The organism is Pseudomonas sp. DTU12.3, assembly GCF_004124275.1.
Classification (GTDB): Bacteria; Pseudomonadota; Gammaproteobacteria; order Pseudomonadales; family Pseudomonadaceae; genus Aquipseudomonas; species Aquipseudomonas helmanticensis.
The window spans coordinates 3,327,133-3,340,423 of sequence record NZ_CP027218.1 but is presented as its reverse complement, the minus strand read 5'-3'; the positions used below and the strand labels follow the sequence as shown (position 1 = coordinate 3,340,423).

Annotated in this window: 7 protein-coding genes; all 7 read right to left on the bottom strand. The window is 60.6% G+C overall.

Going from position 1 to position 13,291, the window contains the following annotated elements:
* Positions 1 to 44 precede the first annotated feature (44 nt).
* Positions 45 to 3,122 (bottom strand): autotransporter serine protease, encoded by a 3,078-nt coding sequence (locus C2E19_RS15250; RefSeq protein WP_129393771.1) that lies wholly within the window; start codon positions 3,120 to 3,122, stop codon positions 45 to 47.
* A 164-nt stretch (positions 3,123 to 3,286) separates the two neighbouring features.
* Positions 3,287 to 6,241, bottom strand: a complete 2,955-nt coding sequence (locus C2E19_RS15245; RefSeq protein WP_129393769.1) for an autotransporter serine protease — start codon at positions 6,239 to 6,241, stop codon at positions 3,287 to 3,289.
* Between the two features lie 305 nt (positions 6,242 to 6,546).
* Entirely contained in the window at positions 6,547 to 7,914 is a 1,368-nt protein-coding gene (locus C2E19_RS15240) for a TolC family outer membrane protein (protein ID WP_129393767.1), read from the bottom strand.
* A 2-nt stretch (positions 7,915 to 7,916) separates the two neighbouring features.
* The gene (locus C2E19_RS15235; RefSeq protein WP_129393765.1) at positions 7,917 to 9,266 is read right to left on the bottom strand and encodes an HlyD family type I secretion periplasmic adaptor subunit; all 1,350 of its coding nucleotides are present in this window, start codon (positions 9,264 to 9,266) and stop codon (positions 7,917 to 7,919) included.
* A complete protein-coding gene (locus C2E19_RS15230) occupies positions 9,263 to 11,038 on the bottom strand; it encodes a type I secretion system permease/ATPase (RefSeq protein ID WP_129393763.1) in 1,776 nt (591 codons plus the stop codon). The genes C2E19_RS15235 and C2E19_RS15230 overlap by 4 nt, the downstream gene beginning before the upstream one ends.
* Before the next feature lie 210 nt (positions 11,039 to 11,248).
* Positions 11,249 to 11,671: an AprI/Inh family metalloprotease inhibitor gene (locus C2E19_RS15225; RefSeq protein ID WP_164979431.1), complete on the bottom strand. Its 423-nt coding sequence runs from the start codon at positions 11,669 to 11,671 to the stop codon at positions 11,249 to 11,251.
* Between the two features lie 93 nt (positions 11,672 to 11,764).
* Complete coding sequence (locus C2E19_RS15220; RefSeq protein WP_129393759.1) at positions 11,765 to 13,231, bottom strand: serralysin family metalloprotease; 1,467 nt, start codon at positions 13,229 to 13,231, stop codon at positions 11,765 to 11,767.
* Positions 13,232 to 13,291: the final 60 nt, after the last annotated feature.

Genomic DNA, 13,291 nt, shown 5'->3' with positions numbered 1-13,291 from the left:
TCCTTTTAAAAAACGGCAGTTCCGTAGGGAACTGCCGGCGCTGCCTAGAACTGCCAGTCGAGCGTCAGGCCCACACCGTGGTCCTTCTCGTTCGAGCCGATCAGCCCGTTGTAATCAAGGTTGACCCGCACATCGCGGTTGAGCGCCAGACCTGCGCGCACGCCGACCACGGCGGCGTCGCGATCCATCGACACGCTCTGCACGGTGAACGCGCTGTTGCCATTGGCAAACGCCAGATGACTGTCAGCGTCGACACTGCTCAGGTTGTGCTGCCAGCCCAGGCTCGCACCCAGTTCCAGTTGATGCTGGTCCGACAGGGCAAAGCTGCGCTTGGCGCGTACGCCGAGTGTCGACAACAACACATCGCGGTTGTCTTCGCCACCTTTCAGCGCGGCGGCATCACCTTTTTCGGTAAAGCTCTCGGTGTTCAGGTGCACGTAGGACAGGTTGGCGAACGGCTCAAGGTTCATCGGTTGCAAGCCCAGATCGTAAGCGGCTTCGGTGAACAATTGCGCGGTGGTCGCGTCGCGTTTGGTCTTCTGCTTGCCGCTGACGTCGGCGAATTGCAGATCACGTTTCGCGTCGATGCGGTGCCAGCTATAAGCGCCGCCAACGGTCAGGCGCAGGGCATCGATCTGATGTCCCAGATACGCACCCAAGTGGTAGCTATCAACCGAGGCCGACGAATGCGTGCCGCTGCCCATGCTCAACGAACTGTCGCTATAACCAGTAACGAAACCCAGCCGGGTATCTTCAGCAATCAAGCCATCGACACCGGCCAGCAAACCACCGATGGAGCTGGTCGAATCGGCGTATTTATTGCCGCCATCGCTGGTGCCCCACGAACCCAATACCTTGACCCAGGCATTGCTGCGATCGTCAGTGGGTGCATCGGCATTGAACAGATCACGCTCGCGCAGACGTTCGCCGACTGCCTCACGCAGGTAACGGCTGTCGTTGATCAACAGCGTGCCGATCGCCGGATGAATCTCACCGGACAACTGCTGGAAGGCTTGTTGCGCCGCGGCCGCATTGGGCGAAAGCAGCAGGGTTTCGAACAACGCATTGCCCGCGCCGAGGCGCTCGGCAGCCGCACCGACCGCACGCTGGTTAGGCGTCACACCCACACTGGCGAACGATGCACCGTTGCGCCCGACCTCCAATTGCACACCACTGGCCGAGTACGCCAGGGTGCCGCCAAGAAACGCGTAATTGGGCAGCACCTGACCGAATTGGCCATCGATACCGCCCGCCGCTTGCAGGATATTGAACTGCGTACCGAGCAGGCTTTTCACTTCGCTGGTGGTCAGCAGCGTCGGGCTGTTTTCCAGCGACAGACTGACCGTGGCACCGTCAATCACCGCTTTGCCACCGGCGACAATCTTGTCGCTGGCGGTCGGCGAGACTTCTACCGCGTAGGTCGAACCCGGTTCGAAGGTCACGTCCCCGGCAACATTCAGTGTGCCGATGGAATTGCCCGGCGCAACCGTACCGCCGCTTTTCACCGACAACGCGCCGATGCGGCCATTACCGCCGAGGATGCCGCTGTCATTGACCGTGACCGCCGAGGTCAGCGAACCGTTGATTGCCAGGCGGCCCTGATTGACCAGCGTCGGGCCGCTGTAGCTGTTGTTGCCGGTCATCACCAGCGTGCCGATACCTTGCTTGGTCAAACCGCCGTGGCCGGAAATGTCGTTGCGCCAGGTGTCGAGGCCGCAGATGATGTCATTGCACACGCGCTCGGTCGGTTTGCCTTGATCGAGGATCGCGCCGATGCCGGGCAAATCAGCAACAAACTGACCGGAACCGTAGGCGCCCTGAATGCGAAATTCCTCGGGAATGTCCTTCTCGGTGACAAACATCGCCGGGCCATCGATGCCCTTGCGCAGGTTGATCATGCCCCAGCCGTACAAGGCGTCGATACCCGGTGCGCCGAGGTCGGTGGCGGTGGTACGCAACACCGTGGCGACCTGATCGCCGGTCATGTACGGGAAGCGTTCCATCAACACCGCCATGGAGCCAGCGACGTGTGGCGCGGCCATCGAGGTGCCGTTGTAATTTTTGTAGCCGGTGGTCAGGTTATCGGCGTTGGTGCCTTCGATGATCGAGCTGAAGATTTTCGTGCCCGGCGCCGAGACGCAGAAGCTCGCGGTGTAACCGCATCGCGAGGAGAACGTGCTCATGATGTACGGGTTGGCGCTGGCCAGATCCGGGTTCTTCTGCAACGCGGCGACGGTGATCCAGTTCGGCGCGATCTCAGGCACAAAGTAGCCGAGGCCGGCGATGGCATCCGGGTTATTGAGGTTGTAGTCGTTGCCGGCGGCGAAGATTGTCACGATACCGCTGCGAGCGGCGGCGATAGCGCCGTCATAAGCGCCGCCGGGTTTGGTCCCGAGCAAAGTGCGGATTTCGTTGAACTGCAATTGGGCGTCGTTGACAGTGAAATGCGGGTAAGCCGGATCGCGGCCGCCGAGGTCGAAGCGGTCAGTGATGCCGATGCCCCAGCTGTTGTTGATGATCCGTGCGCCACTGGCAATCAGCGCATCCCAACCGGCCTTGTACACCGCGCCGTCGTTGCCACGCACGATGCCGTCTTCCGGGCCCGGGTCGCCGTTGTCGGCGCTGATGATTTGCGCGCCGAATGCCACGCCGTGCATCGGTCCGCCGTCCCGACTGCCGGCCGCGATGCCGCCAACGTGGGTACCGTGGGCGCCGAGTTTGCCGTCGGAGCCGACCGAGGGCGAACCGTCATAACGGAAGGCGTCGCCGGCCTTCACCGGAATGTACGGGTCGGTGTATTCGCGGATACCGCTGGTGACCAGAGTGATGACTTTATTGCTGCCGGAAAATTCCGGGTGCGCGGCATACACTGGCTGATCGAAGATGCCCAGTTTCACGCCCTTGCCGGTGTAGCCCGCGGCGTAGGCGTGATCGGCACCGATGGCGCCCAGGCCCCAATCGGCCTGAAACTCGTTGCTGCGCCAACTTGAAGGATCACCGTTGCGCCCGTTTTCCACGTAGCCAGCGGCATGTGCCGTGCCGATAGCGCACAGTACGGCGAACGTCAGGGTTTTGAGGGCAAAACGGCCACCCGTTTGCGCGGGGGTATTGTTGTTATTCATCCAGCGACCTTCCTTAGTGATGTTGCGAAAAATCCGTGTATCCAATTCATCCCCACATAACCTGTAGGAGCTGCCGCAGGCTGCGATCTTTTGCCTTTGATCCATCAAGGGCCAGATCAAAAGATCGCAGCCTGCGGCAGCTCCTACAGGGGGGGGGTAAGGGGTTAGAACTGCCAGTTCAGGCTCAAGCCTGCGCCATGCAGCTTCTCGCGATTGGCCAGTTGTCCGTTGTAATCGAGGTTCACCCGCACCTCCTTGCTGAGGGCCAGGCTCGCCTGTACGCCAACCAGCGCGGCGTCGCGCACCAGTGCCGAACTCTCGACGCTGTACGGCGTGCCGCCGCTGGCAAAGCGCAGGTGTTGTTCGGCATCGATATCGCTCAAGCTGTGCTGCCAGCCGAGGTGGCCGCTGACGTCGAGTGACTGCCGGTTCGACAAATTGAAAGTCTTGACCGCGCGCACGCCGAGGGTGCTCAACACCGCGTCGCGTTGATCGCCAGAACTTTTCAATGCGGCAGCGTCGCCCTTCTCGGTAAACCCTTCTGTGTCGACATGCACATAGGCCAGATTGGCGAACGGTTCCAGTGCCAGCGGTTGCAGTTGCAGCCGATACGCCGCCTCGGCAAAGACTTGCGTGGTTGCCGCGTCTACTTTGGCTTTCTGTTTTGCATTGACCTCGCCGTATTGCAGATCGCGTTTCACATCCGCGCGATGCCAGCTGTAGGCCGCGCCGGTACTCAAGCGCCAGGCACCGATTTCGTGACCGGCGTAGGCACCGAGGTGGTAGCTGTCGACCTTGGCCGAGGAGTGCGTGCCCGACCCCATGCTCAACGAGCTGTCGCTGTAACCCGTGACCAGACCGATGCGTGTCTGCTCATCGAGCGCGCCGTCGACACCGGCCAGCAAGCCACCGAGCGAAGTGCTGTAACCCGCCGTGTCATGGCCCGAATCGGTAGTGCCCCACGCGCCGAGGGCTTTGATCCAGCCGTTGTTTTGCGCAGTGTTGGCATCGTGCAGACGCTCGCCGACCGCATCACGCAACTGACGACTGTCGTTGATCAGCATCGTCCCCATGGCCGGGTAGATCTCACCGCTCAGTTGCTGGAACGCTTGTCGTGCCGATGTGGCTGAGGGCGACAACAACAGGCTTTCATAGACCGAATTGCCGGCACCGAGGCTTTCGACGGCCGCGCCTGCCGAGCGTTGATTCGGCGTCAGGCCAACGCTGGCGAATGACCTGGTGTTGCGCTCGATATTCAGTTGAATGCCGTTGGCGGCGTAGTCGAGGCTGCCGCCGATAAACAGGTAATTCGGCAGCACGGCGCCGAACCGGCCCTGAATACCACCGGTTGCTTGCAGGATATCGTATTGGTGACCGAGCAGACTTTGCACTTCGACGGTGCTCAGCAGCGTCGGGCTGTTTTCCAGCGACAGGCTCACGGTGGCGCCACTGATGGTCGCTGTGCCGCCGGCGACAATACGGTCGCTGCTGGTCGGCGACAGTTCCACCGCGTAGGTCGAACCTGGCGCGAAGGTCACGTCGCCGGCCACATTCAAAGTGCCGATGGAATTACCCGGCGCCACGCGCGCGCCGCTGTTGGCGAGCAAGGCGCTGATCCGCCCGGAGCCGCCGAGGGTGCCGCTGTCGTTGACGGTCACTGCCGAGGCCAGCGAACCATTGACCGTCAGTAGACCACCATTGACCGTGGTCGGGCCGCGATAGCTGTTCTCCCCGGTCAGCAACAATTGGCCGTCACCGGACTTGATCAGGCTGCCTTGATAAACCCGTGTGGCGGCTGCCGCATCACGGGCCATGCCGACCGCATAGTCGGTCTGATCCTGCTGGCTGGCGCCGGCCGGAATACCGTTTTGCCAACCGTTGGCCTGCAGGGTTTGCTGCCAGGCGCTGTGCTCGGCGAGGTCTTCGCGCTGGCGCTGGATCAACGCCTTGTCGGAGATGTCATTGCTCCAGACATCGCTCTGCCCGGCCGGCAGATTGGCGTCGAACGCGCCGAGCAGTTGCCCCGGCCCGCGCATCGCCCGATTGAGGTTGGCCACGCCCCAACCGACTTGCTCGTTCGGCTCATCGGTCACCGAGCCATCCAGTTGCGTGGCGGTGGTCAGCAGGGTTTCCAGCGCTTGCTGGTTGTTCATGTACGGGTAGCGTTCCATCACCAGTGCGAGGGCGCCGGTCGCGTGCGGTGCCGACATCGAGGTGCCGGACTTGATGGCGTAACCGCCGCCGGGGATGGTGCTGTCGATCTTCGCTCCCGGCGTGGTGATGCACCAATATTTGGCGATGCCACACTGGTTGTACTTCTGCTGATTGCTTTGATCGAGCCCGGACACCGCGAGCCAATGCCCTTCAAGATCCGGCTGAAAATACGGCAGCGCCGAGCGCACGCTGGCGTTCGGGTAACCGCTGTTGCCGGCGCTGAACACATTGATCACGCCGCGCTGCGAGGACACCTCGGCTGCGGCATCGAGCCAGGTGCCCTGGTTCCAGTGCTGCGCGTAGGCGGCATGCAGATCGGCGAGGGTTCGATAGCTGACGTCCGGCGGCTGGCTGCCCCAGCTGTTGTTGATCGCACGTACACCGGCATCGGCCAAGGCGTTGTAGACCGCTTTGAAATAGCGCGGATCGGGGTTGGGACCGAACAGGAAGCTGTCGTTCTTGTTGGTGTTGCCGACGTAGATTTGCGCGTTGTAGGCGACGCCGTGCATGCCGCTGCCATCACGCGATGCGCCCATGGTGCCGACCACGTGAGTGCCGTGCGAATCGTTGTTGGGGTTGAGCGTGCCGTCGACGTTGAACAGCGAACCATCGACGTAAGTGCCTTTGGCCAATACCGGGTGATAGCGGTCGGCCGCGAACTCTGGATGGGCGGCATCGAAACCGGAGTCGAGGGCGCCGATTTTCACGCCTTTACCGGTGATGCCCGCCGCGTAAGCCTGATCGGCCTGCATACGACCGAGGCCCCAGTCACGGAGGAATTCGGCGTTGCGCCAACTGCCCGGATCGCCGGGTTTGCCGGTTTCCAGGTATTGCGCCTGGGCCTGGGTTGTCGACATCACAAGCAGCAGGGTACCGACCGAAATCGGCTTGATGCGTACGTCCATGTTCACCACTCACTTTCTTATTGTTGTGCAGGTTCTGACTCATGCCGCGAACGTCAAAAGATCGCAGCCTGCGGCAGCTCCTACAGGGATGTGTTGTGCTACTCAAACCTCATCGTTGAAACCGCCATGCAGGAGCTGCCGAAGGCTGCGATCCGTTGATCCTGTTTTGAACAATCAAAGTCAAAAGATCGCAGCCTGCGGCAGCTCCTACCAAACCTCATGGTCAAACCGTCATGCAGGAGCTGCCGAAGGCTGCGATCCGTTGATCTTGCTTTGCACAGATCACAGCCATCAGGAGGTCGCTGTCATTGGGTTTTCGGCACCTGGCCAAACGCTTCGTCCACTCGGGCAAGGTCCTGTTCGCTCAAGGTTCCGGCGTAGTAATGCAATTTCGTCCAGGCCATCAAATAGTCGTACCGCGCCTGCGCCAGATCGCGGCGGGTAGTGAACAGCTGTTGTTCGGCGTTCAGCGCATCGAGGTTGGTCCGCTCGCCGCCAAGAATGCTCTGCTTCGTCGACACCACCAGCGCTTCGGCCGAGGTCAGCGCTTTTTGGTAAGCGCGCAGTTTATTGACCCCCGAGAGGCAGGCACTGAACTGCCGACGCAGTTCGATCAAGGTCTCGCGAGTCTTGCCGTCGAGTTCGTATTCGGCCTGCTCCATGGTGCGGCTGGCCTGACGCGTCGAGGCCGAAACCCCACCACCGGCATACAGCGGCACGTTGATTTCAATGCCGATGGTGTTGGTGTCATAACGCTGGTTATAGGTGTTGCCGCTTTCCGACTCGTTCTGCCGCGCCGACGCGTAGGCATTGACCTTCGGCAGGTGCCCGGCTCGATTGCGCTCAACCTCGTAACGCGCCACTTCCACAGCCTGACGCTGCGACGCGAGGTTGGGGTTGTTGCTGATCGCCAGTTCGTGCCAGGTGTCGTAATTGGCCGGTTGCAGGGTGAACGTCTGGAAATCCTGATCCAGCGGCGCCAGATCCGTGATGTCCACCGCCGGCACACCGACCAGCGCGCCCAGTTCACGCAATGCGGCGTCTTGCTCGTTGCGCGCCTCGATTTCCTCGGCGGTCGCCAGTTCATAGCGCGACTCGGCTTCGAGAATGTCGGTGCGGGTGCCCTCGCCCTGCTTGAACATGTGTTCGTTCTGCTGGAACTGCTGTTCGTAGGCCTTCTTCTTCGCCTGGGCGATGTCGATCTGGTCCTGGGCAAACAAGGCCTTGGTGTAGTTGTCCAGCACGCGCACCAACAACTCCTGGCTCTTGCCACGGAAGTTCGCGTCGGCAAACAGCGACTGCGCCACACCCTTGCGATACGCCGCGTAGGCTTCGTAGTCGAGCAGCGGTTGCTGCACGGTCAGGGTCGAGCCGTAACTGCTGTAGTTACGTTCATCGGTACGATTGCGTGCACGCTCATCAAGAGACGTGGCTTTGGACGTGTTACGGCCCTTGTTGTAGTTGTAACCGATTTTCGGCAACAGCCCGGCGCGGCCAATCGCGCGGTTTTCCAGGCCGGCGTCACGCTCCTTGATCGCCCCGAGGAACACCGGGTCATTGCGCAACGCTTGTTCGTAGATATCGAACGGCCCCATGGCCGCCAGTGCACTGTTGCCCGCCAGCAGCGCAAGCGCCGCCGTAAGCATGGAAAGCTTATTCATACAGCCGAACATCCTTATTCCTCGGTCAACGCGGAGCCGGCCCGGTCGAGCAGCGGTTTGAACAGATAGTTGAGGAGTGAACGTTCACCGGTGCGCACGAACATTTCTGCCGGCATGCCGGGCTTGATCACCAGACCGTTGAGTTTTTCCATGGCCTGATCGCTGACGCTGCTGCGCAACACGTAGTACGGCACGCCGGTTTTCTCATCGACCATCTGGTCGGCGGAAATCAGGCTGACTTCGCCCGGTACACGCGGGGTTTTGCTTTGGTTGAACGCGGTAAACAGGATATCGACCGGCAAATGCGTGCCGACCTTGTCGATCAAGTTGATCGGCAGGTGCCCTTCCACTTCCAGCCTCGTACCTTGCGGAACGATCTCCAGCAGAGTCTCGCCCTGCCGCACCACCGCGCCCTCGGTGTGCACGCCAAGATTGACCGCGACGCCATCAGCGGTGGCGATGATTTCGCTGTGTTGCAGGTCGAAACCGGCCGAGGTCAGTTGCTCGGACAGGGTGACGCTTTTCAGTTGCGCGTCGGCCAGTTGCGTGCGGACTTCTTTCTGATACTCCTCGCCGTGCTGTTGCAGCTTCAAGCGCGATTCGAGGATACCCTGCTCGACGCGGCCGCTTTCACCGGTGTTTTCCGCCAGTTGCTGCTGCACCTGCGACAGTTGGCGCTGGTATTCCATCAGGCGGTTGCGCGGGATGTAGCCGTTGTCGGCCAGCGGTTGCAGATTGCTCAACTGCTGCTGCAGGGAGTCGGCCTGGGCATTCAGATCGGTACGTGCGCGGCGCATCCCCGACAGTTGCGCGGTGGCGCCTTCGATGCTCGCGCGCAATGCCGATTGCTCCCGATAGAACGCTTCGCGACGGCTGCTGAACAGCTGCCGCTGGCCTTCCAGAACCAGTGCCAGGCGCGGATCCGGGTCGGTACTCAACTCCGCCGGAAACGTCACTTGCTTGAGGTTGTCGCGCTCGGCCTGCCAGCGTGCGAGGCTGGCCCAGGCCATGCGGTACTGCGCTTGCAGCGACTGCACGTCGGCGGCGACTTGCGTCTGATCGAGGCGAAACAAAGGCTGGCCCTGTTTGACGATCTCGCCTTCACGCACGAGGATCCGGCTGACCACGCCGCTGCTCATCGACTGTACGGCTTTGCGTTTGCCCGAGACCACCACGGTGCCCTGCACCGGGATGCCTTGATCGAGTGGCGCCAATGCTGCCCAAGTGAAGAAACTGCCGGCGCCAACGATGGCCAGGATCCAGCCCATGCGCGCGAAAAACTTCGCATCGCGCTCCGGGCGTTCGGTGATGTAAGCATGTTCCATGTTCGCTTCGTTTTCAGTGTTCATGCTGGCGCTGCTCATACACCCGAATTCCTTGTCGTGGGCTGATACTGCCGGCTCATGCTGAGCCCGCCCGGTGCTTGCGCCGGTTTTTCACGTTGTTGTTCCTGCTGGCCGGAAAGCGCCTTGAGCACATCCTGACTCGGGCCGAACGCCTGCAAACGGCCGTCGTTGAGTACCAGCAACTTGTCCGCCTGAGCCAGTACCGAAGAACGGTGCGTTACCAGTACCACGGTGGTGCCTTGCGCTTTCAATTGCGCAATGGCACTGGCCAGCGCAGCTTCGCCGACGGTATCGAGATTGGAGTTCGGCTCATCCAGCACCACCAGGCTCGGCTTGCCATACATGGCGCGCGCCAGTGCCACGCGCTGCTTCTGGCCACCGGACAAACCGCTGCCGTCCTCGCCCAGTTGCGTGTCATAACCTTGCGGCAAACGCAGAATCATTTCGTGAACACCGGCCTGTTGCGCCGCGGCGACGACTTTCTGCGCATCGGTTTCGCTGAACCGGGCGATGTTCTCGGCGATGCTGCCGCTGAACAGTTCGATGTCCTGCGGCAGGTAACCGACATATGGGCCGAGCTGATCGCGGTTCCAGCGGTGAATATCAGCGCCATCCAGACGTACGGTGCCGCCGAGCGCCTGCCAGACACCGACCAGCACCCGCGCCAGGGTTGATTTGCCGGAGCCGGAAGCGCCAAGCACGCCAAGCACTTCGCCCGCCCCCAGATTGAAATTGACCATATGCAGCGTCGCCGCACGCTGCCCCGGCGGGCCAGCGCTGACTTGTTCGAAAGTGATCTGACCTTTCGGTGCCGGCAGCGCCATGGCGTCGTCGCTTGGCGGAAACGCTTGCAACAAGGCGTCGAGACGGCGGTAAGCCAGCTTCGCCCCGCTCCACTGCTTCCACACGGCAATCAACTGATCGATCGGGCTCAGTACGCGGCCCATCAGAATCGAACCGGCAATCATCATCCCGGCAGTCATGTCTCCCTTGATCACCAGCAGCGCACCAAGCCCCAGCACCAGCGATTGCAGGCACAGACGCAGGGTTTTACTCACCGAACTGATCACTGCCCCGGTATCGCTAGCCTGGTTTTGCAGGCCGAGGAAACGCGAATGCACGCCAAACCAGCGTTTGCGCAGAGCGCCGAGCATGCCCATCGCCTGAATGGTTTCGGCGTTGTGCAGGTGGCTGGTGGCCAACTGGCTGGATTTCTGCGAGTAGCCGGCCGCTTCGCCCAGAGGCTTTTTGGTCATGTACTCATTGAGGCACGCCAGTGCAATCAACAGCAACGCACCCGCAGTGGCGAGCACGCCGAGCCAGACGTTGAACAGATAAATGACGAACAGATAGACCGGGAACCACGGCGCATCGAAGAACGCGAACAGCGCCGGCCCGGTAACGAATTGACGGATGTGGGTGAGATCGCCCAGCGACTGCCCGGCGTTGCCCTCGCCCTTGAACAGATTGCGTTCGAATGCAGCCTGATAGACGCGCAGATTGAAACGACGCTCCAACTGGCTGCCAATGCGGATCACGATAAAACTGCGGATCACCTCCAGCAGGCCAATGAAGGCGAAGAAACCAACGACCATCAGCGACAACATCGCCAAGGTGGTTTCATTCTGCGAGGACAGCACCCGGTCATAGACCTGGAGCATGTAGATGGAGGGCACCAGCATCAGCACGTTAATCAGTGCGGTAAAACAGCCGACGCTGATCAGGATGCTTTTATAGTCACCCAAAGCCTTGAATAAGGGAGCGGTGGCTGGGGCCTTCGCCATCTTCATTGATTATTCCTGAAAGATATCTCTCGCCAATCTTTGGCAAGACTTCAATTAATTGTTCGTGCCTGGCCACAACGCAATTAGCGAACGACCGATTACACTTTCATAACAACTTGCATTGTTTATTGCGGTGCAGTTGCCATTCCCTCGGCGACTTATAACCACATGCTACTGCCTTATACTGAAACTCTACGGCCAACTTGATCATTACGACTATTGCGCAGTGCGCTCCAGGGTAATCTTCAAGCCCGACTGCAAAGTCGCAAGATAAAACCCATCACGTTGTCGGCTGAAGAACTGGATTCTTGAGCCTTCCTTGCCGGTGATCGACAAGCCATCCGGATCGGGAAACCAGCCAATCGGCGTCTGCTCAAGCCATGCGCCGAGGCAGTCGGCGCCTTTGCCCAGGGTCTGATTGACCTGCAACTCGACGACACAGGTATTCGAGGGTTTGTCCTGCAGCGCCTGTGCTTCAGGCGTGTCATCACGGCCGGACAATGTCGCCTGCCATGAGCCGGCAAATACTGTGGGTTCTTCAAGTCTGAGGCTGCTTGCCATAGTGGTTTCTCCTGAAATCGTGAAGAGCGCCGCCGTCAGCCACGCCATTGTCGTGTAGGTAAAAGCTTTACAGATCATGGGAATATTCGCTCCGGCGCGTAGCCTTGCCTAGAGGATCAGCCGATGCAAGTGAAGAAAGCGGCGCATTACACGCCGCTTTCTACTTCTACATCACGCCACGATGTCGCTGGTCGCCGCCTGGCCAACGGTGCTGACCTGGAAATCAGCCGCGCCGTGCCCGGAGAAGTCCACCGCCAGCAGGCTGTTGCCGCCCGACGAAGTCAGCACTGCATCGCCCGCCGCACCGGTGAAGGCGCTGACGAAGTGCAGGCCGGCGCCTTTGGTGATGCCGGTCAGGTCGATTTTGTCCAGACCACTGACGAAATCGAGAATCTGATCGATCGCACCCGGCTTGGAGTCGGAGCTGGCCGCGAACACAAACGTGTCCGAACCCGCGCCGCCCCACAGCTTGTCAGCACCACCAGCGCCGTAGAGGATGTCGTTGCCGGCACCGCCCTTCAGCTCGTTGGCCACGCTGTTGCCGATCAGCAGGTCGTTGCCAGAACCACCGATGGCGTTCTCGATAATGGCGCCCTTGGCGATGGACACGTTGCCCACCAGGCCGCCAACGTCGGAGAACGAGGCGTCATTGAGGTTGATCTTCTGGTTCTGGGTGAAACCCGAGAAGTCCAGAGTATCCTTGCCGCCCGCATCCCACACCGAGAACACCACCTTGTCGCTCGACGACGAGGCACTGAGGAAATCCCGCCCGGCGTTGGAGTTGAAGCCGTAGGTGGTATCACCGGTACGGGTGTTCATGTTGGCGCCGTAGAGCTTCTGGATGGCAGCGATATCGTCCATCAGCGGGCCGGACGAATAGGCTTCCACCCCGCCCTTGCTGAAGTTCTGGCTGGTGTTGCTCTCGCTCCAGTAACTCATGATGCTGTAACCGCGGGTGTCCTGGCCGTAGGACGCATCGTTGTAGGTCGGGTTGCCATTACCGGCGTTGTAATCGCCAGGGTGAGCAAGGCCCAGGGTGTGGCCGATTTCGTGGGTCAGGGTCTGACGACCGTAGTTGTTCAGATCCGGGGTCTTGTTCGGCGTGTAGCTGCTGTTGGTCAGGTACCACGAAGTGCCGTCATAGCCGGCGCCTGTGCCTGGCAGGTAGGCGAACGCTGCAGCGCCATCCTGGCCACCGCTGTAGTTACCGAAGGTCATGTGGCCGTCACCGCCCGAGGCTTTCTCGGTGAAGGTCACGTTGGCCACATCGGCCCAGGATTGCATGGCGAGCTTGGCCTGGGCTTGTTGTTGTGCGTTGAACTGACTGAACCCGCTGATCCCGTGCTTGTTCATCGTGCTGGACGATGCCGAGGTCAGGAACGTGTAGGTGAGTTCGATCTTGCCGCTGCCATCCTTGTCCTGGTAGGCAGCGCCGTCGCGCAGCAACTGGGTTGCGGCCTGGTCGACGGAAAAGGAGGGTTTGCCATTGACCGTGAGGTTGCCGCCACGATCGTATTGGTGGCTGAAGCTATCGATCTGGTTAAACGCCGAGCTGGCTGCGGCCAGAGGTTGCGGCGCCGCGGACAGCAAAAAAGCCTGTTCGGCGGTATCAATAGCATTAGCTTTAACTTTCGACATAAACACACTTCCTTGTTTAGCAATGGAACAGTTTTTGTCCGATAGCGACAATCTCTGGCG

Excerpts from the sequence above, each read along its gene's own strand:
- C2E19_RS15220 (WP_129393759.1), bottom strand. The coding sequence starts at position 13,231 with ATGTCGAAAGTTAAAGCTAATGCTATTGATACCGCCGAACAGGCTTTT.
- C2E19_RS15235 (WP_129393765.1), bottom strand. The coding sequence starts at position 9,266 with ATGAGCAGCGCCAGCATGAACACTGAAAACGAAGCGAACATGGAACAT.
- C2E19_RS15240 (WP_129393767.1), bottom strand. The coding sequence starts at position 7,914 with ATGTTCGGCTGTATGAATAAGCTTTCCATGCTTACGGCGGCGCTTGCG.
- C2E19_RS15245 (WP_129393769.1), bottom strand. The coding sequence starts at position 6,241 with ATGGACGTACGCATCAAGCCGATTTCGGTCGGTACCCTGCTGCTTGTG.
- C2E19_RS15250 (WP_129393771.1), bottom strand. The coding sequence starts at position 3,122 with ATGAATAACAACAATACCCCCGCGCAAACGGGTGGCCGTTTTGCCCTC.
- C2E19_RS15225 (WP_164979431.1), bottom strand. The coding sequence starts at position 11,671 with ATGATCTGTAAAGCTTTTACCTACACGACAATGGCGTGGCTGACGGCG.
- C2E19_RS15230 (WP_129393763.1), bottom strand. The coding sequence starts at position 11,038 with ATGAAGATGGCGAAGGCCCCAGCCACCGCTCCCTTATTCAAGGCTTTG.